Source organism: Rhizobium sp. CIAT894 (assembly GCF_000172795.2).
Lineage (GTDB): Bacteria > Pseudomonadota > Alphaproteobacteria > Rhizobiales > Rhizobiaceae > Rhizobium.
This window is the reverse complement of record NZ_CP020947.1, coordinates 2,462,757-2,485,181: the sequence shown is the minus strand read 5'-3', so window position 1 is coordinate 2,485,181 and position 22,425 is coordinate 2,462,757. Positions and strand designations below refer to the sequence as shown.

21 protein-coding genes are annotated in these 22,425 nt (G+C 61.9%); 8 read left to right on the top strand and 13 right to left on the bottom strand.

The window, feature by feature from the left end; all coding sequences use genetic code 11:
- Window positions 1–86 precede the first annotated feature (86 nt).
- Window positions 87–1,598, top strand: coding sequence for an ATPase domain-containing protein (locus RHEC894_RS12295; RefSeq protein ID WP_085737472.1), 1,512 nt, complete (start codon window positions 87–89; stop codon window positions 1,596–1,598).
- Window positions 1,570–3,732 (top strand): hybrid sensor histidine kinase/response regulator, encoded by a 2,163-nt coding sequence (locus tag RHEC894_RS12290; RefSeq protein WP_281069157.1) that lies wholly within the window; start codon window positions 1,570–1,572, stop codon window positions 3,730–3,732. Before RHEC894_RS12295 ends, RHEC894_RS12290 begins: the two co-directional genes overlap by 29 nt.
- Here RHEC894_RS12290 and mobB read toward each other — a convergent pair.
- Genes mobB through RHEC894_RS12275 form a run of 3 tightly spaced genes read right to left on the bottom strand, consistent with a single transcriptional unit; the run spans window position 3,667 to window position 5,729 of the window.
- Window positions 3,667–4,185 (bottom strand): molybdopterin-guanine dinucleotide biosynthesis protein B, encoded by a 519-nt coding sequence (mobB, locus tag RHEC894_RS12285; protein WP_085737471.1) that lies wholly within the window; start codon window positions 4,183–4,185, stop codon window positions 3,667–3,669. The two genes, RHEC894_RS12290 and mobB, sit on opposite strands and share 66 nt — an antisense overlap.
- On the bottom strand, window positions 4,182–4,811 hold the full coding sequence (mobA, locus tag RHEC894_RS12280; RefSeq protein ID WP_085738960.1) for a molybdenum cofactor guanylyltransferase MobA: 630 nt from the start codon (window positions 4,809–4,811) through the stop codon (window positions 4,182–4,184). The genes mobB and mobA overlap by 4 nt, the downstream gene beginning before the upstream one ends.
- 9 nt (window positions 4,812–4,820) lie before the next feature.
- A complete protein-coding gene (locus tag RHEC894_RS12275; RefSeq protein WP_085737470.1) occupies window positions 4,821–5,729 on the bottom strand; it encodes a DMT family transporter in 909 nt (302 codons plus the stop codon).
- A 318-nt stretch (window positions 5,730–6,047) separates the two neighbouring features.
- Between RHEC894_RS12275 and RHEC894_RS12270 the strand changes: the two genes are divergently transcribed.
- Window positions 6,048–6,815 carry an SDR family oxidoreductase gene (locus tag RHEC894_RS12270; RefSeq protein WP_085737469.1) on the top strand — a complete coding sequence of 256 codons (768 nt, stop codon included), beginning with the start codon at window positions 6,048–6,050 and terminating at the stop codon, window positions 6,813–6,815.
- Window positions 6,816–7,107: 292 nt separating this feature from the next.
- On the opposite strand, the gene RHEC894_RS12265 is transcribed toward RHEC894_RS12270, so the two are convergent.
- The 6 genes from RHEC894_RS12265 to RHEC894_RS12245 all read right to left on the bottom strand — a co-directional run bounded on the left by RHEC894_RS12265 (window position 7,108) and on the right by RHEC894_RS12245 (window position 12,425).
- Window positions 7,108–7,890, bottom strand: coding sequence for a glucose 1-dehydrogenase (locus tag RHEC894_RS12265; protein WP_085737468.1), 783 nt, complete (start codon window positions 7,888–7,890; stop codon window positions 7,108–7,110).
- Window positions 7,891–7,946: 56 nt separating this feature from the next.
- Complete coding sequence (locus RHEC894_RS33780; RefSeq protein ID WP_010066922.1) at window positions 7,947–8,081, bottom strand: hypothetical protein; 135 nt, start codon at window positions 8,079–8,081, stop codon at window positions 7,947–7,949.
- A complete protein-coding gene (locus tag RHEC894_RS12260; RefSeq protein WP_085737467.1) occupies window positions 8,081–8,869 on the bottom strand; it encodes an SDR family oxidoreductase in 789 nt (262 codons plus the stop codon). Before RHEC894_RS12260 ends, RHEC894_RS33780 begins: the two co-directional genes overlap by 1 nt.
- 22 nt (window positions 8,870–8,891) lie before the next feature.
- A complete protein-coding gene (locus RHEC894_RS12255) occupies window positions 8,892–10,370 on the bottom strand; it encodes a sugar ABC transporter ATP-binding protein (RefSeq protein WP_085737466.1) in 1,479 nt (492 codons plus the stop codon).
- Between the two features lie 28 nt (window positions 10,371–10,398).
- A complete protein-coding gene (locus RHEC894_RS12250; RefSeq protein WP_003540275.1) occupies window positions 10,399–11,328 on the bottom strand; it encodes a sugar ABC transporter substrate-binding protein in 930 nt (309 codons plus the stop codon).
- Between the two features lie 116 nt (window positions 11,329–11,444).
- Window positions 11,445–12,425 carry an ABC transporter permease gene (locus RHEC894_RS12245; RefSeq protein WP_085737465.1) on the bottom strand — a complete coding sequence of 327 codons (981 nt, stop codon included), beginning with the start codon at window positions 12,423–12,425 and terminating at the stop codon, window positions 11,445–11,447.
- Between the two features lie 210 nt (window positions 12,426–12,635).
- Here RHEC894_RS12245 and RHEC894_RS12240 point away from each other — a divergent pair, with 210 nt between their 5' ends.
- The 4 genes from RHEC894_RS12240 to RHEC894_RS12225 all read left to right on the top strand — a co-directional run bounded on the left by RHEC894_RS12240 (window position 12,636) and on the right by RHEC894_RS12225 (window position 16,908).
- Window positions 12,636–13,445 carry a transketolase gene (locus RHEC894_RS12240; protein WP_085737464.1) on the top strand — a complete coding sequence of 270 codons (810 nt, stop codon included), beginning with the start codon at window positions 12,636–12,638 and terminating at the stop codon, window positions 13,443–13,445.
- Window positions 13,445–14,401: a transketolase family protein gene (locus RHEC894_RS12235; RefSeq protein ID WP_085737463.1), complete on the top strand. Its 957-nt coding sequence runs from the start codon at window positions 13,445–13,447 to the stop codon at window positions 14,399–14,401. Before RHEC894_RS12240 ends, RHEC894_RS12235 begins: the two co-directional genes overlap by 1 nt.
- A gap of 68 nt (window positions 14,402–14,469) precedes the next feature.
- Window positions 14,470–15,936: an FGGY-family carbohydrate kinase gene (locus RHEC894_RS12230; RefSeq protein WP_085737462.1), complete on the top strand. Its 1,467-nt coding sequence runs from the start codon at window positions 14,470–14,472 to the stop codon at window positions 15,934–15,936.
- Between the two features lie 21 nt (window positions 15,937–15,957).
- Window positions 15,958–16,908, top strand: a complete 951-nt coding sequence (locus RHEC894_RS12225) for a sugar-binding transcriptional regulator (RefSeq protein ID WP_085737461.1) — start codon at window positions 15,958–15,960, stop codon at window positions 16,906–16,908.
- A 348-nt stretch (window positions 16,909–17,256) separates the two neighbouring features.
- On the opposite strand, the gene RHEC894_RS12220 is transcribed toward RHEC894_RS12225, so the two are convergent.
- From RHEC894_RS12220 to RHEC894_RS12210, 3 genes are read right to left on the bottom strand one after another with little or no spacing between them, the layout of a single operon-like run.
- On the bottom strand, window positions 17,257–18,009 hold the full coding sequence (locus tag RHEC894_RS12220; protein WP_010067091.1) for an ABC transporter ATP-binding protein: 753 nt from the start codon (window positions 18,007–18,009) through the stop codon (window positions 17,257–17,259).
- The gene (locus RHEC894_RS12215; RefSeq protein ID WP_085737460.1) at window positions 18,003–19,073 is read right to left on the bottom strand and encodes an iron ABC transporter permease; all 1,071 of its coding nucleotides are present in this window, start codon (window positions 19,071–19,073) and stop codon (window positions 18,003–18,005) included. Before RHEC894_RS12215 ends, RHEC894_RS12220 begins: the two co-directional genes overlap by 7 nt.
- A 6-nt stretch (window positions 19,074–19,079) precedes the next feature.
- Window positions 19,080–20,216: an ABC transporter substrate-binding protein gene (locus tag RHEC894_RS12210; RefSeq protein ID WP_010067303.1), complete on the bottom strand. Its 1,137-nt coding sequence runs from the start codon at window positions 20,214–20,216 to the stop codon at window positions 19,080–19,082.
- A gap of 115 nt (window positions 20,217–20,331) precedes the next feature.
- Between RHEC894_RS12210 and RHEC894_RS12205 the strand changes: the two genes are divergently transcribed.
- Window positions 20,332–21,117 (top strand): class I SAM-dependent methyltransferase, encoded by a 786-nt coding sequence (locus RHEC894_RS12205; protein WP_085737459.1) that lies wholly within the window; start codon window positions 20,332–20,334, stop codon window positions 21,115–21,117.
- 211 nt (window positions 21,118–21,328) lie between these two features.
- Here RHEC894_RS12205 and moaA read toward each other — a convergent pair whose 3' ends face one another.
- On the bottom strand, window positions 21,329–22,375 hold the full coding sequence (moaA, locus tag RHEC894_RS12200; RefSeq protein ID WP_085737458.1) for a GTP 3',8-cyclase MoaA: 1,047 nt from the start codon (window positions 22,373–22,375) through the stop codon (window positions 21,329–21,331).
- Between the last annotated feature and the right edge of the window lie 50 nt (window positions 22,376–22,425).

Sequence of the window (22,425 nt, the reverse complement as noted above, 5' to 3'; positions counted from 1 at the left end):
CTTTACCGGAAGCGAAATCACGCCTGCCGGCGATTTGACATTCCATCGCTCGCCGCTAATTCCCATTAAAACTGAGGAAACAATGGATGAATACTGCGGCACCTGCCACGAAAGCCCGGATCGGCGTGTCCGGTTTGGACACAATTCTGGCGGGGGGCCTTTCCACTGGCCACGTGTTTCTCCTGGAAGGAAATCCGGGAGCGGGCAAGACGACCATCGCATTGCAGTTTCTGATCGAAGGGGCGCGGCTCGGCGAGAAGGGGCTCTACATCACCCTTTCGGAAACCGAGAGCGAGCTTAGGGCCGCTGCCGCATCGCACGGCATGGTGGTCGACGGCAATATCGAAGTCTTCGAGCTCGTGCCTCCGGAAAGCTTGCTGGATGCCGACCAGCAGCAGAGCCTGCTTTATTCGTCGGATCTTGAACTCGGTGAGTCGACTCAAGAAATCTTCGCAGCTTTCGAGCGGGTCAAGCCGAACCGGGTGGTTCTCGATAGCCTGTCCGAAATAAGGCTGCTCGCGCAAAGCTCGCTGCGCTATCGCAGGCAGATTCTTGCGCTCAAACATTATTTTGCCCGACAAGGGGCGACCGTCCTTCTCCTCGATGATCTGACCTCCGACACGCTTGACAAAACGGTACACAGTGTAGTGCACGGGGTCATTCATCTCGATGAGCTGGCGCCGAACTACGGCGCCGAGCGGCGACGCCTGAGGGTGACGAAATACCGCGGGCAGGCCTTCCGCGGCGGCTATCACGATTTCACCATCCAGACCGGCGGTGTCGTCGTGTTTCCGCGCCTCGTCGCCGCCGAACACAGGTCGAATTATGCTCGCGATCAGCTTTCCAGCGGTATTGCCCGGCTCGACCTGCTTCTCGGCGGCGGGGTCGAACGAGGGTCGAGTACATTGATCCTGGGGCCGGCCGGTACCGGCAAGAGTACCTTCTCGTTTCAATTTCTGATGGCGGCCATCGCACGCGGCGAACGGGCGGCTGCCTTCATTTTTGACGAGGAGCTTGGCTTGCTGTTCACGCGCCTGAAAGCGCTCGGCATGGATCTTGAGGCCCTGAGGGATGAGGGGCTGCTGCATATCGAGCAGCTCGATGCCGCGGAACTGTCACCGGGTGAATTCGCCCATCGGGTCTGTGCTTCCGTCGACAGATCGGGGGCGAAGACTGTCGTCATCGACAGCATCAACGGCTACCAGGCCTCAATGCCGGATGAGAATTCGCTGATATTGCATATGCACGAGCTGCTGCAATATCTGAACAGGCAAGGCGCCAACACCTTCCTCACCGTTGCCCAGCATGGACTGGTCGGCGACATGAAGGCGCCTGTTGATGTGACCTATCTCGCCGACACCGTCATCCTGCTGCGATATTTCGAGGCGGTAGGACGCGTGCGGCGGGCGGTCTCCATCATCAAGAAAAGGACCGGCCACCACGAGGACAACATCCGGGAATATCGGATCGATGCTGGCGGCCTGACATTCGGAGATCCCATCGTCGGTTTCCAGGGAGTGCTTCGTGGTGTTCCGGAGTTCGTCGCAGGGACCGCTCCGCTTTTGCCAACTGACAGCGAGGACGGCGGCAATTCCTAATCTCCACGACCCGAAGGCGCTGATCTATGCACCGGCCGGACGCGACGCCCAGGTCGCGGCATCGTTGACCGATGAGGCCGGACTAGCCTCGATAGCTGTTGCCGACCTCACTCTCTTCGCATCATCACTCGACGACGAAGTCGCGGTTGGCATTTTGACGGAAGAGGCCGTCCGCGGGTGTGACCTGACACCGATTGCTGCCTGGGTTGCCGCTCAACCAAGCTGGTCCGATCTGCCGTTCATCGTCCTCACCCAGCGTGGCGGCGGACCTGACCGGAATCCTGCCGCTGCCAGGCTATCCGAGCTCCTCGGCAACGTGACTTTTCTGGAGAGGCCGTTCCATGCCACGTCCTTCATCAGCGTTGCGCGGACCGCACTGAAGGGGCGCCTGCGCCAGTATGAAGCGCGCGCCCGGCTGGAGGCTTTGGGAGAGGGAGAGCGGCGGCTGCAGACCGCACTCGCCGCCGGTCGTCTCGGGGCGTGGGAGCTGGAGCTGTCCTCGATGGCCTTGTCGGCTTCGGCGACCTGTAAGGCAGTGTTCGGCCGAGGGCCGGATGATGAGGTGACGCGTGACGATCTGATCGCAAGCATCCATCCCGACGATCGCGACTTTGTGCTGGCGCGCCTGCGCCAGACAATCGATACCGGCCGCGACTATTCGCTGGAGCACAGGACGATCTGGCCGGATGGATCGCTGCATTGGACCGAGGTTCATGCCCAGCTTTATGCCGACAGATACGGTTCCGCCAGGAAACTCGTCGGCGTCTGCTCCGATACCACTGCCCGCAAGACCATCGAGGAAAATCTGAGACGGCTCAATGAAACCCTCGAAGAGCGTGTCAGGGAGCGGACCAGGGAGGTCAATGCCGCCCACCAGACCCTGCTTGAAGAGGTCGCCCAGCGTGAAAGAGCCGAAGAGCAGCTTCGCCAATCCCAGAAAATGGAGGCGATCGGTCAACTCACGGGCGGCGTCGCCCATGACTTCAACAATCTGCTGATGGTCGTTCTCGGAAATCTGGAGCTGCTCGGCAAACACCTGTCCGGAGATGCCAAGGCGACGCGTCTCGTCGAGGGAGCGCTTCAGGGCGCGCGCCGCGGGGCAGCGTTGACGCAGCGGCTCCTGGCTTTTGCCAGACAGCAGGATCTGCAGGTCAGGCCCGTCGACCTGGCCGAGCTGGTTTCCGGCATGAACGACCTGCTGCGGCGCTCGGTCGGCACTTCGGTCAGCATCGAACCCACCCTGCCGGCAAGATTGCCGCCGGCGCTGGTCGATGCGAACCAGCTCGAATTGGCGCTGCTCAACCTTGCCGTCAATGCCCGCGATGCGATGCCGGATGGGGGCAGGCTCTCCATATCGCTGCGTGAGGAGCGGGTTGTCGGCAATGACGGCGATCTCGGCGAGGGGAGCTATCTCGTGCTGGCGGTGGCCGACAGCGGCACCGGCATGGACGCGGAGACGTTGAAGAAGGCCGTCGATCCGTTTTTCTCGACCAAGGAAGTCGGAAAGGGCACGGGTCTTGGCTTATCGATGATTCACGGACTTGCCGTTCAGCTCAATGGCGCGCTTGTTCTGACAAGCGAGCTCGGGGTGGGAACGACCGCCGAATTGTGGCTCCCGGCGACCGAACGGCGCCCCGAGCGGCCGGCCGAGACGGAGTTGTCCGTCCCGCTATCGGCTTCCGGGCTGAAGATCCTGCTGGTCGATGACGATGCCCTGATCGCCATGAGTTCGGTCGACATGCTGGAAGATCTCGGCCATGTGGTCGTCGAGGCAAATTCCGGTTTGCAGGCGCTGGAGCTGATCAGGAGCGGTCAGCATTTCGACCTTGTCATTACCGATTATTCGATGCCCGGCATGACCGGCGCACAGCTCGCCGCGGCGGCGCGGGACATTCATCCGGCGCTGCCGATCGTGCTGGCGACAGGTTATGCCGATCTTCCCGCCGGCACCGACATCGATCTTCCGAGATTGGGAAAACCCTATAACCAGGCGCAGCTCGCCAAGGAAATCGCCAGGGCGGTGGCCGGCGAGACGGCTCCAGTGCTCGGATCGGGCCGCGCGCGTGGTTCAGGGCCGTTGTTCAAGGCCGACGATCGTTGCGATGAAATCGGCGATGGCGCCTGTGTCATCTAGATCGAAGACGGGCAGGGCCGTGTCCGCGACGGCATGATCGGCGGCGATGGCGCAGATATGGGGATCGCTCGTCGCCAGCGGTTGGCGATTGGCGGCCTCCAGGCGGCGGGCCTCGATCTTCGGGATCGGTTCGCGCTTGTAGCCTTCGATCAGGACGAGATCGCAGGGGGCGAGACGGGCGAGGATTTCCTCGAATGCAGGTTCGGGCGCACCGCGCAGTTCGTGCATGATGGCGTAGCGGGTGCCGGAGACGATGGTGACCTCATGGGCGCCGGCCTCGCGGTGGCGGTAGCTGTCGGCGCCCACCTTGTCGATGTCGAAATCATGATGGGCGTGCTTGATCGTCGAGATCCTGTAGCCGCGGCGGGTGAACTCCGTTACGAGCCGGACGGCGAGACCTGTCTTGCCCGAGTTCTTCCAGCCGGCGATGCCGAAGATTTTGGGTGCATTCATGCGCGAAGGGCCTCCAGCCAGCGTTCCGCCTCGATCAGGTCATCAGGCGTGTTGATGTTGAAGAAGGGATCGAGCAGGCTGGCACGGGTCGGATGCAGCGGAAACGCCACTTCCGTTACGTCATGCCGCAACAGGAAGTCGCGCACGCGGCGCTTTTCGTCGGTGGCGATCCAGGTTTCGAGATCGGTTGCGAGCGTCACCGGCCAGAGCCCGAAGACGGGATGGCTGCGGCCCTCGGAAGCGGCAATGGCGATCTGCGACGGGCGTTCGACCGATGCCGCCAGCCGGGCGACGAGATCGGTCGGGAAGAACGGGCAATCCACGGAGACGGTGACGACATGGGTGATCGCGGGAAGGCCGGCGGCATAGCGCATGGCCGCATGGATGCCGGCCAACGGCCCGGCCTTGCCGGGAAACCGGTCTGGGACGAGAGGTACATTCTCGGCGGCGGTATCGGCGTTGACGGCGACGGGGACGACCTGCTGCGAAAGGCGGGTCAGCACATGACGGAGCAGGCTTTCGGTCCCGAGCATTGCGCCCGCCTTGTCGTGGCCCATGCGCTGCGAGCGGCCGCCGGCCAGCACGACGCCTGCTATATCGGATCTGTCGAGCGAGAATTCAGTCATCATCCTGCCTCAAACCGGTGAGCGCGGCGCCGATTCCTGCGCGATCGGCGCCACGTGACGCTTGGCTTCACGATAGAACGTATAGAGGCCGGAAGCGATGACGATTGCGGCGCCGATGAGCGTCCAGCTGTCGGGCACTTCGGCGAAGAAGAAAAAGCCGAGCAGCGAGGAGAAGATCAGGCTGGTATAGCGGAACGGCGCGACGAAGGAGATTTCGCCGGTGCGCATGGCGAGAATGACCGACTGGTAGCCGACGAGCACCAGAACCGAGGCGAGCAGGAGATGCCCGAGCGAGGTCGCGCTGACCGGGTGCCAGCCACCGAGCACGGGGATGAGAAGCGCGCCGAAGAAGGAGATGGAGATGGCGGTGATGACGGTGATCATCAGCGAGGGAATCTCCGGGTCGATTGACCGGGTGGCGAGATCGCGGCCGGCCGTCGTCAGCACCGCGCCGACGCAGAGCAGGGCAGCGGCCGTGAATCCTTCCGGGCCGGGGCGGATGATGATCATGACGCCGACAAGACCGACCAGGATCGCCGACCAGCGCCGCCAGCCGACAGGCTCGCGGAAGAACAGCGCGGCGCCGAAAGTGACGACCAGCGGCAGCGATTGCAGGATCGCCGAGGCATTGGCGATCGGCATCATGCCGAGCGCGGTGATGTAGGTGACGGCGGAGATTATCTCGCAGACGATACGAAGAATGATCATCGGCTTCAGCATGACACGCCAGGAGCGCAGCGCGCCCATTTTCCAGGCGATCAGATAGACGAGCAGGCTGGTGAAAAGGCCGCGCAGGAACATGATCTCGCCGGCGTTCATATAGGCGACCACCGATTTGGAGAGGGCATCGCTGGAGGAAAAGCCGGCCATCGCCATGCTCATATAGATGGCGCCCTCAGTATTGCGTGACCGCGGCATGAAGAGATTCCCTTTACCTGTGCGCCCCTTCTTAGTCGGGAAGATACATGAAGGGAATCGGATGAATGTCACACCCGGGATAAATCGACGATGCAGCGCACAATGGTGCTGACGCAACGGCAGGTGCTCGTGTGAAAACAACGGCAAATGACCGTTTTGTCTGGTGAATCCGGCATTTCGTATGCGGCCAGCCCAACGAAACTGGTCTGTCCGAGACGATCTGCCATCGGGCCTTTTGTTTTTGCGCGCGGGAAACGGGTGGCTGCATCGTCAGATGTCTGAGATTTGGGATGCCTCAACAACTGAGGAGAAACGGACATGACACTTCTGAACGACAAGGTCGCGATCGTCACCGGCGCAAGCTCGGGCATCGGCCGCGCAGCTGCGAAGGTTTTTGCACGGGAAGGCGCGAAGCTGGTGATCAACGGCCGGCGGCAGGAGGCGCTTGACGCCGTCGTCGCCGAAATCGAGGCGAAGGGCGGAGAGGCCATCGCCGTTGCCGGCGATGTCAGGGATGAGGCGCTGCAGGCAGGGCTCGTCGAGACGGCGGTTTCGCGTTTCGGCAGGCTCGACATCGCCTTCAACAATGCCGGCGTCCTTGGTGAGATGGGGCCGGCCGCCGGATTGTCGCTGGAGGGCTGGCGCGAGACGATCGAGACCAATCTGACCGCCTCCTTCCTCGGCGCCAAGTACCAGTCGGCAGCGATGGGAAAAGGCGGCGGGTCGCTGATCTTCACCTCGACCTTCGTCGGCCACACCGCCGGCATGCCCGGGATGGCTGCCTATGCAGCAAGCAAGGCGGGGCTGATCGGCTTCGTGCAGGTGCTCGCGGCCGAACTCGGGCGGCAGAATATCCGTGTCAACGCCCTGCTTCCCGGAGGCACCGATACGCCGGCTGCGATCACCAATGCGCCGGATGCGACACCGGAACTGCTTGCCTTCGTCGAGGGGCTGCATGCGCTGAAGCGCATGGCCCAGCCGGAGGAGATCGCCAATGCAGCGTTGTTCCTGGCGTCGGATATGGCGAGCTTTGTGACGGGGACGGCGATGCTGGCGGATGGCGGGGTTTCGATCAGTCGGACGTAGGGTTGGTGAAGGGGCATTTTGCCCAGGCAATGAAAGATGTGCCGTGCGGCCCCCTCATCTGCCTGCCGGCATCTTCTCCCCGCTGGGGAGAAGCGGAATCGCGGCGGCGCCTCGCTCCATTTGAGACGTTGCGATAGGTGTGGCCACCGTGCAGCTCGCTCCCCCTTCTCCCCAGCGGGGAGAAGATGCCCGTCAGGGCAGATGAGGGGGGTGAGGAGCGTCAGCGACGCACGCCTTGAGCGGCAAGCGAAAGGCACGCTTGCATCCTCTCCCCAAAAAGCCGCCACCCCACCTAAGACATGATCAACCCACCATCGACATTGATCGTCTGGCCGGTGATATAGGCGGCGTCATCGCTGGCGAGGAAGGTGACCAGGCCGGCGACGTCCTCGCCGGAGCCGGCGCGTTTCATCGGGATCCCTTCGACCCACTCCTTCATCAGTTCGCCCGGACCGTAATTGCCGAGGAGTTTGCCCCAGGCCTGGTCGTTATAAGCCCACATGTCGGTCTCGATGATGCCGGGGCAGAAGGCGTTGACGGTGATGTTTTCGGTCGCGACTTCTTTCGCCAGGCTCTGGGTGATGCCGACGACGCCCATTTTCGAGGCGGCATAATGCGGCGTGAAGATGAAGCCGTCGCGGGCCTGGCCGGAGGCGGTGTTGATGATGCGGCCGCCGCGCTTGTGCTTGCGCATTCTTGCAATGGCCTCCTGGGCGCAGAGGAAGACGCCCTTGGTGTTGACTGATATGACCTTGTCCCACTCGTTTTCGGTCAGGTCCTCGACGCGGGCGATGGTGATGACGCCGGCATTCTGGATCGAGACGTCGACCGTGCCGAATTCCTTTTCAGCGGCATCGTAGAGTGCGGTGACGCTTGCCTTGTCGGTGACGTCGCCGATGAAGGAGATCGCCTTGCCGCCTTCGATGCGGATCTGTTCGGCAACCCTGTGGACCAGATCTTCATTGGCCGAGACGACGAGATTGGCGCCTTCGCGCGCAAAGCGCCTGGCGATCGCGGCGCCGATGCCGCGGCTGCCCCCGGTAATGACGACGGTCTTTTGCTCAAAGCGTTTCATGCTTTTTCCTTCCCGGTATCCTGACATACACAGCAAATCTCGGCGCGAGCGCCCGTTCAGTCGGCGCGAAGGGCGGGCGGACGGCGATATTGCACGCCGTCGCCCGTTGGTCCCTTCACCGCCTCGATCTCAGCCAGGGAGGAGGCGAGACCGTTCATTTCCAGCGGCCGGCGATGAGCCTCCTCAGGCATCACCAGCAGCAGAAACCGCCGTCGACGAGAAGATCGACGCCGGTGACGAAACTTGCCGCATTCGACAGCAGGAACACCGCCGGACCGACCATTTCGTCGACCGCTGCCATGCGCTGCATCGGCGTCTGCTCCTCGAAAAGCTTGGTCTGATGAACCATCTCCGGACGGGTGTTCATCGGCGTTGCCGTATATCCGGGGGAGATGGTGTTGACGCGAATGCCGCGGCCGACCCATTCCATCGCCATAGACTTCGACATATGGATGACGCCCGCTTTGGAGGCGTTGTAATGCGCCTGGCTCAGCCCCCGGTTGACGATGACGCCCGACATGGAAGCGATGTTGACGATGGAGCCGCGTCCATTTTTCAGCATGGCGCGGGCCTCGGCTTGGCAGGAAAGAAAGATGCCCTTCAGGTTGATATCCATCAACGTCTGGTATTGATCCTCTTCCATATCTTCCGCCGGGTTCGCGTTAGCGATGCCTGCGGCGTTGACGGCCAGCGTCAGTGCGCCGAGGTCCGCTTCGGTTCGTGCGACGGCATCTGCAAGCGAAGATTTGCTCGTAACGTCAGCCGCGATCTCGATCGCGCGACGGCCGGCGGCGCGAATATGTTCAGCCGTCCGGGCCAGCCCGTCGTCGGTTCGACGGTCGAGCAGCGCCACGTCGGCGCCGCATTGCGCAAGGCCGATGGCAATGCGTTGCCCGATGCCGCTCCCGGCGCCGGTGACGATAGCAACCTGGCCGCTGAGGTCGAAAAGCTTCGGGGCGTTCAGAGAGATGTCAGACACCGCTCTTCCTTTCTCTGTCTGTTTAGATGGTCGCTAACTCCATGACCGAGACGTCATTTGCCTGGTCACGATCGAGGATGCCTGCCTGCTTGCCTTGGGCAAGCACGAGAATGCGATTGGAAACGCCGAGAACCTCCTCGAGGTCCGAGCTTACGACGATGACCGCCACGCCCTGTTTGGCGAGATTGACGATGATGTCGTAGATGCCGGCGCGGGCGCCGACATCGATGCCTCTCGTCGGTTCGTCGAGCACGACGACCTTGGGATCGCGCATGAGCCATTTGGCGATCACGACCTTCTGCTGGTTGCCGCCTGATAGGTCCGAGGCGTATTGCTCGGCACGGCCCTTGACGCCGAATTTGGCGACGGCCTTTTCCGCAAAGGAGCGCTTGATGCGCGGTGTGATCCAGCCGCCGCCCAGCTTATCGAGATTGGCGTAGATAATGTTCTCGCTGATCCGGTGCCCGACGATCAGGCCTTGCTCCTTGCGGTCTTCCGGAACCATCACGATTCCCCTGGCGATGGCGTCCGCCGGGTCGCGCAGTCTGAGTTCCTCGCCTTCCAGCTTGATCGAACCAGCACTGATCGCATCGGCGCCCGAAATCGCCCGCACCAGTTCGGTGCGGCCGGCGCCGACCAGCCCGGCGATGCCGAGAATTTCGCCGGCCCGCACCTCGAAGGTAACGTCACGGAACGAGTCATCAGGCGAGCTTAGCCCGGACACCTGCAGCACCGGACGATCTGTCGGAACGGGCAGGGTGGGGAACAAACGGTCAAGCGGGCGTCCGACCATGCTCTCGACAATCGTTCGCACCGGGGTCGCGCTGTCGGAGAATTCCTGCACGCGCTCGCCGTCGCGAAGAACGACGATGCGGTCGGTGATCTGCTTGATCTCTTCCATTCGGTGGGAAATGTAGACGATGCCCACGCCTTCCGAGCGAAGCTTGCGAACCTGTTCGAAGAGAGCTTCCGTCTCCGCGCCGCCAAGGGCGGCTGTCGGCTCATCGAGGATCAGCAGTTTTGCGTTGAGAGCCAGCGCCTTGGCGATCTCGATGAGCTGTTGATTGGCGGTGGAAAGGCCGGAAACCATCCGTGTTGCCGGTATATGAAGGTTCAAGCGAGCAAGCTGGTCCTGGGCCCGGCGAACCATCTGAGCGCGGTCGACGGCGCCGTTCTTCATCGGCCAGCGTCCGATGAAGACGTTTTCCGCGATCGACAGCTGCGGCAGAAGCTGCAGCTCTTGGTGGATCAGGACAACACCCTTGTCGATCGCTTCTCTTGGGGTGGCCGGGGCATAAGGCTGCCCCAGCCATGTCATGGATCCTTCGGAGGGCGTGCGGGAGCCGGCAATAATGCCCGACAGCGTCGACTTGCCCGCTCCGTTTTCACCGAGAAGTGCAACCACTTCGCCCGGATAGACGTCCAAGCTGACATCCTTCAGAACCTGGAGCGGCCCATACCACTTGGATATGCCCCTCAGGGAAAGAACGGGATCAGTCACGGCACACCTCCTCAAGACCTCAACTTTATCAGGGATGGTTGGCGATGAAGCCTGCCACGTTTTCCTTGGTGGTCAGCGTGGCATCCAGGAGCTGGACCGGCGGCACCTTTTCTCCGGCGACAAGCTTGGCGGCATTTTCAACCGCATCGCGGCCCATCTTCTGCGTCTGCTGCGTCGCCGTCACGTTGAAGACGCCCTTGCTGAGGGCTTCGAGTGCTGCGGTGTCGCCATCGAAGCCGCCGACCACGATCTTCTGCGACGGATTGGCGACCTTGATCGCCTGCGCGGCGCCGAGAGCGAGACCGTCGGCCTGGGCGAACACGATCGAAACATCAGGGTTTGCCTGCAGCATGTTCTGCATAATCTGGAAGCCTTCGTCCTGGCTCCAGATGTTGGAGAACTGCTCGGCGACGACCTTCACGTCAGGATAGGCCTTCAGCGATTCAGCGCAGCCCTTCGAGCGATCGACTTCCGGGGTCGTGCCCTTCTGGCCATGGATGATGACCATCTTACCCTTGCCGCCGGCTTCCTTCAGAATGTAGTCGCACACCGCCTTGGCTGAGGCGACGGAATCCGTTGCGAGGAAGGTATCGCCCGGTGCACCCTCGGCGTTGCGGTCGACGTTGACGACCGGGATGCCGGCGCTCTTGGCGAGCTTGACCGGAACGGTCGCAGCCGCGGCACCTGCCGGAATGTAGATCAGCGCGTCGATCTTCTGGGTCAGAAGATCCTGGATCTGGTTGACCTGCGTCGGTCCGTCGCCCTTTGCGTCGACCGTGATGACTTCGATGCCGCGCTTCTTGGCTTCGGCCTCGACCGATTGCTTGATCTGGTTGAAGAAGTTTGCCTGAAGATTGGCAACGGCGAGGCCGAGCTTCTTCAGTTCCGCCGCGTGCACGGGGCCGAGCATGAGACCGAGCAGTGCAGCAGATGCGAGCATGGTGCGCGCTATTTTCATTGTATTTCCTCCGTTGTTTGATGAAACCCTCGGGTATGTCCTCCCCCTCGGGGTATTGATCCGCCCCCAATTTCGGGGCGGAATTTTGGGCCCGCCAACGCGGCGGACCCTGCTCGTCAGGCGCGACGCCGACGAATGGTCTCCGCGCCGACCGCGAGCACGATGACGATGCCGATGATCACCTGCTGCAGGAACGGCGAGACGTTGAGAAGATTGAGGCCGTTGCGCAGCACGCCGATGATCAGAACACCGATCAGCGTTCCGCCGATGCCGCCAGCGCCGCCGGAGAGCGACGTGCCGCCGATGACGACCGCAGCGATGGTGTCCAGTTCATAGCCGAGACCGCTTGATGGTTGGACGGAATCCAGCCGGGCGGCGAGCACGATGCCTGCGAGCCCCGCAAGGACTGAACTTACGATGTAGACTGATATCGTCACGAGCGGGACGTTGATACCGGCCAGCCGCGCGACCTCCGGATTTCCTCCGACCGCGTAGAGCATGCGCCCTTCGGAGCGGAAGTGCAGGAAAAGCCACGCCGCAAGAACCACCGCAAGCATGAGAAACACGGTGGCGGTCAACACGCCGAAATGGCGATCGATTGCCAGCATCATGAACCAGTCGGGGAACCCGACGATCTGCTGGCCGTCCGTGATCATATTGGCGACGCCGCGTGCGGCGGACATCATCGCAAGCGTGGCAATAAAGGCCGGAACCCTGAACTGCGTCACCAGCAGTCCGACGATCAGCCCAGAAACCCCCGATGCGACCAGAGCAAAAGCGATCGCGACCGGCAACGGCAGGCCGGCGACATTGGCAGTCCAGCCCATGACCATCATAGCCAGGGCGAGTGCCGAGCCGACGGAGAGATCGATGCCGCCGATCAGGATGACGAAGGTCATCCCGACCGCCATGATGCCGAGAACGGTGATCTGGTCGAGGATGTTGAGGCCGTTTCGAACCGAAAGAAACGTGTCCGTGCTGAGGCTCAGAAAGACGCAGAGCGCAAGCAATCCCACGAGCGGGCCGGTAGCTCCCTTGAGCTTGCCGAGCCAGGCGCCGGACGAAAGCCTGTGTTCATTGATATCGAGCGCCACCATTGCTCCTCCCTATGCTTAGGCCTGTATCCGATATTCGTTCAGGTGAGAATAAATATTCACGCCTGCTGGAAAATTCATTAACAACTTGCTTTCCGGCTGTCAACAAGATTTCGTTGGATGGATGTTGGCGGTAGTTGGTATAAAGGGGTTGACTAATCGGCTTCTTGTGCAAAAATATTGAATAGTGAATATTTATGCACGCGAGGAATCATGGATACGACAGAACTTGAGCGCATCGCCCGCCAGATCCGATTGCGCGATCTTCAGGCGGTCTTCGAGGCAGGCGCCGGCCATATTGGCGGGGAGATGTCGGTCATCGACATTTTGACGGCGCTCTATTTTCGTGTCCTGAATGTCTGGCCGGATCAGCCGAGGCATCCCGACCGCGACAGGTTCGTTCTTTCAAAGGGGCATACGGCCTGCGCTTTGTATGTGACGCTCGCAAAACGCGGCTTCATTCCGGAGGAGGAGGTTTCCACCTTTCTGCAGCCGCATTCGAGGCTGAACGGCCATCCGAATTGCAACAAGGTTCCCGGCGTCGAAACCAATACCGGGCCGCTCGGCCACGGTCTTCCCGTGGCAGTCGGAATGGCGAAAGCCGCCAAGCTTTCGGGCGCTGGATATCGCACCTATGTCGTCACCGGCGACGGTGAGATGCAGGAGGGCTCCAACTGGGAAGCGATCATGGCGGCCGCGCAGTTCAAGCTCGACAACTTGACGCTGGTCATCGATCACAACAGGTTCCAGCAGGGGGCGGCGCTGGCCGAAACCAACGATCTCGCGCCGCTTCGTCCGAAGCTCGAGGCGTTCGGTTGGGAGGTCACCGAGATCAACGGCAACACCATGAGCGAAGTCGTTCCGGCGCTCGAACACCGGGGAACGAAACCGCATTGCATCGTCGCCCATACCAACAAGGGCCATGGAATTTCGTTCATGCAGGACCGGGTCGACTGGCATCACAAGGTGCCGAGCAGGGAACAATACGAAATCGCATTGGCAGAATTGTCGGAGGCACTCTAATGAACGCGCCAGTAAACCCACCCAAGCTCTACGATTGCCGCGACGCATTCGCCTCTACGCTCGAGCGGCTGGCCGCTGAAAACGAAACGATCGTCGCCGTCTGCAACGACTCCGTCGGTTCCTCCAAGCTTGGCGGCTTCAAGTCGAAGTTTGGAGAGCGCCTCGTCAATGTCGGTATCGCCGAGCAGAACATGGTCGGCGTTGGGGCGGGTCTTGCCAATGGCGGGCGGCTTCCATTCGTGTGCGCCGCCGCTCCGTTTCTCACCGGGCGGTCGCTGGAGCAGATCAAGGCCGACATTTCCTACTCGAATGCCAACGTCAAGCTGGTCGGCATTTCGTCAGGAATGGCGTATGGCGAGCTCGGCCCGACGCATCACTCGATCGAAGATTTCGCCTGGCTGCGGGTCCTGCCCAATCTTCCTGTTATTGCGCCCTGTGATCGCATCGAAACCGCTGCCGCCGTTGCGTGGGCCGCGGCCTATAACGGGCCCTGTTTCCTGCGTCTGTCCCGCGTCGGTGTGCCCGATCTGCTTCCGGAGGGTCACACATTCGAACTTGGCAAGGCAAACCTCCTTCGCCAGGGTTCCGATGTCACGCTGATCGCCAACGGCACTTTGACCCATCGTATCTTGAAGGCTGCCGAGATCCTCGCAGAACGCGGCATCAACGCCAGAGTGCTCAACCTTGCAACGGTTCGTCCGATCGACGAGGACGCTATTATCGCGGCGGCAAGGGAAACCGGAGCGATCGTCACGGCCGAAGAGCATTCGATCTTCGGCGGGCTCGGTTCCGCGGTCGCCGAAGTGGTGGTCGACCATGCTCCGGTGCCGATGAAGCGTCTCGGCGTTCCCGGCGTCTATGCCCCCACAGGTTCGGCCGAGTTCCTGCTCGACGAATTCGGGATGGCACCGACCGCAATCGCCGACGCCGCGCAGGCGCTGATCAGGCGCAAGTAAAACGGGGATCACGTGATCGGCCGGGGCGCATTTGTCGCCCGGCCGTCACCTGATCCGGGGAGGATAGAATGCGGGCAATTCTGGCAATCGACCAGGGCACGACCAATTCAAAGGCAGTTCTCGTTTCCGAGAAGGGAGAAATCATCGGCAGAGGGTCGGCTCCTGTCGGCATCTCCTATCCGAAGCCGGGCTGGGTCGAACAAGATCCGCGCCGGCTCTACGCCTCAGTCCGCGAAGCGGTCGACGCCTGCCTGAAGGCCGGCCCCGATGTGACGATCGAGGCGGTCGCCATTTCCAACCAGCGCGAGTCGGTCACCGCCTGGGACGCCGATACCGGAGAGGCGCTTGGGCCGGTGGTCAGCTGGCAATGCCGCCGAACGGCGCAGGATTGCGAACGTCTGATTGTCGAAGGCCGCCTTGACCGGGTGCAGGCGCTCACCGGCCTGCCATTGGATCCGATGTTTCCGGGTTCGAAATTCCGCTGGCTGCTCGACCGCATTCCAGCCGGGCGATCGGTGCGGCTCGGAACGATCGACAGCTGGCTGGTCCACTGCCTGACGGGCGGGCGCCGGCATGCCTGCGACGCGTCGAATGCCGCCAGAAGCCAGTTGTTCGATCTGAAGGAACAGCGATGGAGCGAGGAGCTCGGCGAGATTTTCGGTGTCGATATCGCGCTACTGCCCGAAGTGCTCGACAGCTCCGCCGATTTCGGCAGAACGCAAGGATTGCCGGGGGTGGCGGACGGCACGCCCATCATGGCCGCGGTCGGCGACAGCCACGCAGCCCTGTTCGGCCATGGAGCATTCAAGCCGGGCGACGGCAAGGTGACCTTCGGGACCGGCTCTTCGGTCATGACGACGCTTTCGCAATTCATTCCCCCACGCAACGGCGTCACGACCACAGTCGCATGGCGTATCGGGGGAAAGCCGACTTTCGCTTTCGAAGGCAATATTCTCGTTTGCGCCGCCAGTCTTCCCTGGATGGCCGATATTCTCGGCCTTGCGGATGTGGCGGCGCTTGTCGAACTTGCGGCGAGCGCCGAGCCGGGCGGCCCTGGCTTCGTGCCGGCATTCGTCGGACTGGGGGCGCCTTACTGGAATGCCGATGCCCGCGCCCTGTTCTCCCAGATCAACTTCAACACGACACGCGCGCAGATGGCCCGGTCGGTCACCGATTCCATCGCCTTCCAGGTGCATGACGTGATTGCGGCCATGCGGACGCAAAGCGGTGGCGAACTTGGCGCGCTCTATGTGGATGGCGGACCGAGCCAGAACCGCTTCCTGATGCAGTGCGTCTCCAACCTCATCGAACATCCGGTGATCCAATGCGAAGCACCCGAGGCCTCGGCTCTGGGCGCTGCCTATCTGGCGGGGCTGTCACTCGGTTTGTGGGGCGATCTCGACATTGTCGCGGCGCTGCCGCGAAACACTGAGACCATCGAGCCGCAACCCGATGATCGGGCGGGACTTCTCGATACCTGGAATGATGCGCTCGCCCGCTCGACGTCCCGCGAAACACAGGCTAAAGGTGAATAAAAATTCACTCTGGGATTAGCGATGACTCGCCTCAACGAACTCCGTCTCATTTCAAGGGTCGCCCAGATGTACCACATAGAGGGGCGGCGGCAGGCGGAGATCGCAGAGCACCTTCGTCTGTCGCAGGCGACGGTGTCGCGCATGCTGAAGCGCGCCGAGGCCGAAGATATCGTGCGAACCAGCGTGATCCCTCCGGTCGGTACCTATAGCGAGCTCGAGGGCGCGCTTCGCGAGAAATACGGTCTGCCCGAAGCGATCGTCGTCGAATGCACGGAAGACCGGGACGGCGCCATCATGGCCCGTATAGGAGAGGCCGCGGCCCATCTCCTGGAGGTGACGCTTTCGCCAGGAGAGATCATCGGCGTTTCGAGCTGGAGCCAGACCATTTTCAAGATGGTCGAGAACATTCATCCTTCGAAGAGCGCTCAGGTGAAATACGTCGTCCAGACCCTTGGAGGCATGGGCGATCCTTCGGTGCAGACGCACGCTACACAGCTGACCACGCGGCTTGCACGGCTGACCGGCGCCGAGCCGAAACTGCTCCCCGTGCAGGGCGTGACGACGTCGAGGGAGGCAAAGCTTCTGATGCAGGCCGACCCGTTCGTCCGCGAGACGATGGACCTCTTCGGCAGCATAACGCTTGCAATCGTCGGCATCGGAGCCGTCGAACCATCCGAACTTCTCGCCCGCTCCGGCAACATCTTTTCCTCCCGCGAACTCTCCGATCTCGCGGAAGCGGGCGCCGTCGGCGATATCTCGCTTCGTTTCTTCGATAAGAACGGCAAGCCGGTCAAGACGCCGCTGGACGACCGGGTCATCGGCCTTCCGCTCGAGGATCTCGAGCGGGTGGACCGGGTCATCGCCCTTGCCGGCGGAGCCAAAAAGACCGACGCTATCGCAGGCGCGCTCCGCGTTGGCGTCATCGACATGCTTGTTACGGACAAGTTTACCGCGCAGCGATTGATCGACTGATGAGATAGCAGCAGCCTCCACGGGTCCTCATCCTTGTGATCCGCAGGATCGCCTCGAAGGATGCTGCCGCAACGTGGCCTATGTCGTTATTCAAGATGTTTGCGCCTGGGGTGGGAGCGCCCGCCTCGTCCTTCGAGGCTTCGCCCTACGGGCTACGTGCCTCAGGATGAGGCTCTCTTGGGCGTTGCCATCTTAGGCTGAGGCGTTTTCGGGCGTTTCTCAGGTGCGGCGCGCTCGGGTGTTGGCACTTCAGGCTGAGGCTTTCCTGGGTGTTGACGCCTCAGAATGCGGCTTTCATGGGCCATGGCGCTTCAGGATGCGCTTTCTTTCGTGTTGGCCCTGCCAGCCTCAATGCGCCGTCCCATCCACGATCACATGATCGTATTCCAGCGAGCATTTCTCGATCCGGGCTTCGACCCTGTAGATTTCCCGCAGCATCTCGGCGGTAACGACATCTCTTGGCGCGCCGCAGGCGTGCATGCGGCCGTTGGCGATGACGAGGACCTTGTCGGCGAAGCGCAGTGCCTGGTTGAGGTCGTGGATGGCGATCAGGACGAGCACGCCTTTGGCGCGCGCCCGGCGGCGCATGAAATCGAGGACTTCGACCTGGCGGTGAAGGTCGAGGGCGCTTGTGGGTTCGTCCATCAGCATGATTTCGGGCTCGCGGACGAGCGCCTGGGCGATCGAGACGAGCTGGCGCTGGCCGCCTGAGAGCGCGCCGAGATCGCGGAAGGCGAGTGCTGCGATATCGAGCGCTGCCATGATGTCGTCGATGAAACGCAGGTCGCCATCGCCGACCGCCCAGGACTGGCCCTGCTTGCGGGCGAGGAGAATGGATTCGTAGACGGTCAACACCGCGTTGGCCGATGTATCTTGCGGCATATAGCTGATGGCGTTCTTCGCCTTCGAGCCTTCGACGACGACATGGCCCGGACCCTTGAGCAGGCCGGTGATGCGCTTGAAGAGCGTCGATTTGCCGGCGGCGTTGGGGCCGATCACGGCGACGACTTCTCCTGACTTCATCACCGGCGTCGTTACGCCTTCGACGAAGAGCTTGCGGCCGTGAAACGCGCCGACCGACTGCAACTGAAGCGCTACCATGACCGGCTCCTGTTCGAGAGGATGAGCGAGAAGAAGAAGGGCACGCCGACCAGCGCGGTGATGATGCCGATTGGGAAGACGACGCCGGGGATGATCGACTTCGAGACGATCGAGGTCAGTGACAGCAGCAGCGCGCCCGAAAGGATAGAGCCCGGCAGGAAGAAACGCTGATCCTCGCCGAGGATCATGCGGGCGATGTGCGGCCCGACGAGGCCGACGAAACCGATCGTGCCGACGAAGCTCACGGGGACTGCGGCAAGCAGCGAGACGACGAGCATGGTTTCCAGGCGGATGCGGCGGACATTGACGCCGAAGCTCGCGGCCTTGTCCTCGCCGAGGCGGATTGCGGTCAGCGCCCAGGCGTTGCGGGCAAAGAGCGGAAGGGCAGCCAGCAGGACGGCGAGCGTCACCCAGATCTTCGGCCAAGTGGCCTTGGTGAGGCTGCCCATGGTCCAGAAGACGACTGCAGACAGCGCCTGTTCCGAGGCGAGATATTGCAGGAAGGCGAGGGCCGCATTGAAGGTGAAGACCAGGGCTATGCCGAGCAGCACCACCGTCTGCACCGAGACGCCGCGGGCCTGCGAGACGAAATGGATGAAGAGGGTGGCGATCAGCGCCATGATGAAGGCATTGACCGGCACCAGCAGGCCGGCCGCGACCGGCAGGAGCGGAACGCTGGTGACGATCGCGAGAGCCGCGCCAAAGCTTGCGGCCGCCGAGATGCCGAGCGTGAAGGGGCTGGCGAGCGGATTGGCGAGGATCGTCTGCATCTGCGCGCCGGCGACGGAGAGTGAGGCGCCGACGACGATGGCCATGACGGCGACCGGCATGCGGATGTCCCAGACGACGGCACGGATCTGATCGGAAACCGAAGATGGGTCGAGGAGGGCGGAGACGACCTCGCCGAGACTATAGCGGGCCGGCCCCCAGGCGAGATCGACGGCGAAGGACAGACATAGTGCTGCCGTCATGGCGAAAAGGATCAGCAGCTTGCGCCGGGCGAGGGCGCGGTAGCGCTCCCTCCCGGCTTCCACGTCTATCGAATGTGCGGCGATCTCGGCCATTGCGATTTACTGGCCGGCCTTGGCGTCGACCCAGTAACCCGGCTGATAGGCGACCGGCAGGAATTTCTCGTGGAATTCCTTGAAGGTGGCATCCGGGTCGAGATCGGCGAAGAGGTTCGGATGGAACCACTTTGCCAGCTGCTGGACGGCGACGAACTGATAGGGGCTGGTATAGAACTGGTGCCAGATCGCATGGACATTGCCGCCGGCCACCGCCTTGGAGCCGGTGAAGGCGGGGTTTTCCATCAGTGTGATCAATGCCTTGCGGCTGTCGCCGAGGGTGGCAGCGGCGTTCGGGCCGACATTGACGAAATCCTTGGCATCCTTGGTCTGGCTCCAGTTGGAGCCGGTGACGACGATGACCTCCGGATTGGAGGCGACGACCTGTTCGGCATTGATGGAGCCGGTATAACCCGGCAGGAAATCGGAGCCGAGATTGTGGCCGCCGGCCAAATCGACCATCAGGCCGAAATTATCCGGGCCGAACGTGCCGCAGCATTCCACCAGGCCGGCGGCGCGATACATGAAGACCTTCGGCTCCGGCGGATTGGCCGCCTTCAGTCTATCGGTGACGCGCGCCATCTGCTCCTTCCAGAAGCTGGCGACAGCCTCGGCGCGGTCCTCATGGCCGAAGAGCTTGCCGAGAATCTTCAGGCTCGGCTCGGTGTTGGCGAGAATATGCTCGCGGAAATCGATGTAGACGATTTTCACGCCGATGCCGTTCAGCATGTCTTCGAGCTTCACTTCGTCGGCGGCCGTTTTGTTGCCGATCGGCAGCAGCAGCACGTCCGGGTGCAGCTTGACGACCGTTTCGGTCTGCAGCGTACCGTCTGTCAGGTTGCCGAGGAAGGGCAGGTCCTTGCCCTTGGGAAACTTCTCGACATAGGCGTTGAAGCCGTCCTTGTCGGTGGTCCAGAGATCGTTGCGCCAGCCGACGATCTTGGCGAAGGGATCTTCCTTCTCGATCGGCGCGACTGCATAGAGCATGCGGCCTTCCCCGAGGATCACACGCTCGACCGGCTTGTCGAAGCTCACTTCACGGCCCGCCACATCCTTGATGGTGAAGGATTGGGCGATCGCCGAAAGCGGCATCAGGCTTGCAATCGCAGCCGCGGAAACTACGAGCATTTTTACGAAATTCATCTGGAAACTCCCCCGAGGTCTGAATAATTTCCGCAGGCATAAGAAATATGACTTTGTGAATCAAGTTATATGTTTTAGAGCATTTCCAAACTGATGTTATGCCGGGGTGCCTGCGATGAATTCCATGAACACGAACTACTCCATCCGCGACGAAATTCGCGATTTCTGGTCGGAACGGGCAGCAACCTTCGACCAGAGCGTCGGCCATGAAATCTTTTCGGAAGAAGAGCGAAAGGGCTGGCAGCGGCTGATCCGGAAGCATCTCGGCGAAGGCCAGGGGCGCCCGCTGCTCGATCTTGCCTGCGGTACGGCCGTCATCTCGCATCTGATGCATGATGTCGGTTTCAAGGTGACCGGCCTCGATTGGTCGGATGCAATGCTGGCGCAGGCGCGCGCCAAGGCGAAGAAGCGCGGCACCGATATCCGCTTCGTTTCCGGCGACGCCGAAAACACCATGGAGCCGAAGGACAGCTACGACGCCATCACCAACCGGCATCTCGTCTGGACGTTGGTAGACCCGGCTTCGGCCTTCAAGGAATGGTTTTCTGTGTTGAAGCCGGGCGGCAAGGTGCTGATCGTCGACGGCAATATGGGCCGGGAAACCTGGGTGAAGAGCCTGCAGAAGTTTTGGACAAAGGTGACGGGCAAGCCGGCGGCAAGCCATATGTCACCGGAGATGATGGCGCGGCACCAAAGCATCCGCTCCCGCGTGCATTTCTCCCGCGAGATGCCGGCCGAAGCGATCGTCGATCTTCTCCGTCAGGCCGGCTTCGTGGACATTGTGGTCGACCGCAAGCTTGGCGATATTCACTGGGCGCAGGCGCGCAAGATGCCGTTCCTGCGGGGGCTGGAGCGGATGGTGCAGGAGCGGTTTGCGATTTGTGCGCGTAAGCCGGGGTGATGGCGTTGCGGCAAATTCGCTCTCTCCCTAGCGGAAAGATGCCCGGCAGAGCAAGGGAGCGAGTGCGCTGAGCGTTAGCGAAGGCAATAGAGGGCGTGCCGTGCAGCCCCCTCATCCTTCATTCCTGTGGCAGGCACAGGAATGAAGGTGAGGTAGGCGTTCTCGCCAACTTGACGCCAGCATTCGCTCTCTAGAAAATCTAGCGCAAACATCACCCACCCGTAACACTCATATGCCGGGCCACCGCCGGGCGATTATGCGTGCGGTCGATGATGAAATCGTGGCCTTTCGGCTTGCGGGTGATGGCTTCGTCGATGGCGGCGTGGAGGAGGGCGTCGTCTTCGGTGGCGCGCAGCGCGGAACGCAGGTCGGCGGCGTCGTTCTGGCCGAGGCACATATACAGCGTGCCGGTGCAGGTGAGGCGGACGCGGTTGCAGCTCTCGCAGAAATTATGGGTCATCGGCGTGATGAAACCGAGGCGGCCGCCGGTCTCGGTGACCCTGACGTAACGCGCCGGGCCGCCGGTCTGGTAATCGATATCGGTGAGGGTGAACTGCTTCTCCAGATCGGCACGCAGTTTCGAAAGCGGCAGATACTGGTCGGTGCGGTCTTCCTCGATCTCGCCCATCGGCATGGTTTCGATGACGGTCAAGTCCATGCCGCGGCCATGGGCAAAGCGCAGCAGGTCGGGCAGCTCGGCCTCGTTGAAATCCTTCAGCGCCACGGCGTTGAGCTTGATCTTCAGCCCGGCCTTCTCCGCGGCGTCGATACCTTCCATGACCTTGGCGAAATCGCCCCAGCGGGTGATTTTGCGGAACTTGTCGGGATCGAGCGTATCGAGCGAGACATTGATGCGGCGCACGCCGCAATCATAAAGCTCCTCGGCATGGCGCGACAGCTGCGAGCCGTTGGTGGTCAGCGTCAATTCATCGAGGCCGGTGCCGATCTTTTCGCCGAGCTGGCGAACCAGATACATGATGTTCTTGCGCACCAGCGGCTCGCCGCCGGTCAGCCTGATCTTGCGTACGCCCTTGGCGATGAAGGCGGAACAGAGCCGGTCGAGCTCTTCCAGCGTCAACAGATCCTTCTTCGGCAGGAAGGTCATGTTTTCGGCCATGCAATAGGTGCAGCGGAAATCGCAGCGGTCAGTGACGGAGACGCGGAGATAGGTGACCGCCCGCCCGAAAGGGTCGATCATCGGATGCGCATCCGCCACCAGCGGCGATGCAGCGCCTATCGTTCCAACTCTGGTGTTCACCTGTATCTCCGTACTCTCTCCAATGTGGGCATATGCTATTGTCGCGTCAA

Coding starts and splice junctions, on each gene's coding strand:
- RHEC894_RS12225 (WP_085737461.1), top strand. CDS start 15,958: ATGACTCGCCTCAACGAACTCCGTCTCATTTCAAGGGTCGCCCAGATG.
- RHEC894_RS12210 (WP_010067303.1), bottom strand. CDS start 20,216: ATGAATTTCGTAAAAATGCTCGTAGTTTCCGCGGCTGCGATTGCAAGC.
- RHEC894_RS12235 (WP_085737463.1), top strand. CDS start 13,445: ATGAACGCGCCAGTAAACCCACCCAAGCTCTACGATTGCCGCGACGCA.
- RHEC894_RS12245 (WP_085737465.1), bottom strand. CDS start 12,425: ATGGTGGCGCTCGATATCAATGAACACAGGCTTTCGTCCGGCGCCTGG.
- RHEC894_RS12295 (WP_085737472.1), top strand. CDS start 87: ATGAATACTGCGGCACCTGCCACGAAAGCCCGGATCGGCGTGTCCGGT.
- mobB (WP_085737471.1), bottom strand. CDS start 4,185: ATGAATGCACCCAAAATCTTCGGCATCGCCGGCTGGAAGAACTCGGGC.
- RHEC894_RS12230 (WP_085737462.1), top strand. CDS start 14,470: ATGCGGGCAATTCTGGCAATCGACCAGGGCACGACCAATTCAAAGGCA.
- RHEC894_RS12220 (WP_010067091.1), bottom strand. CDS start 18,009: ATGGTAGCGCTTCAGTTGCAGTCGGTCGGCGCGTTTCACGGCCGCAAG.
- RHEC894_RS12240 (WP_085737464.1), top strand. CDS start 12,636: ATGGATACGACAGAACTTGAGCGCATCGCCCGCCAGATCCGATTGCGC.
- mobA (WP_085738960.1), bottom strand. CDS start 4,811: ATGACTGAATTCTCGCTCGACAGATCCGATATAGCAGGCGTCGTGCTG.
- RHEC894_RS12250 (WP_003540275.1), bottom strand. CDS start 11,328: ATGAAAATAGCGCGCACCATGCTCGCATCTGCTGCACTGCTCGGTCTC.
- RHEC894_RS12275 (WP_085737470.1), bottom strand. CDS start 5,729: ATGCCGCGGTCACGCAATACTGAGGGCGCCATCTATATGAGCATGGCG.
- RHEC894_RS12265 (WP_085737468.1), bottom strand. CDS start 7,890: ATGAAACGCTTTGAGCAAAAGACCGTCGTCATTACCGGGGGCAGCCGC.
- RHEC894_RS12205 (WP_085737459.1), top strand. CDS start 20,332: ATGAATTCCATGAACACGAACTACTCCATCCGCGACGAAATTCGCGAT.
- RHEC894_RS33780 (WP_010066922.1), bottom strand. CDS start 8,081: ATGCCTGAGGAGGCTCATCGCCGGCCGCTGGAAATGAACGGTCTCGCC.
- RHEC894_RS12215 (WP_085737460.1), bottom strand. CDS start 19,073: ATGGCCGAGATCGCCGCACATTCGATAGACGTGGAAGCCGGGAGGGAG.
- RHEC894_RS12270 (WP_085737469.1), top strand. CDS start 6,048: ATGACACTTCTGAACGACAAGGTCGCGATCGTCACCGGCGCAAGCTCG.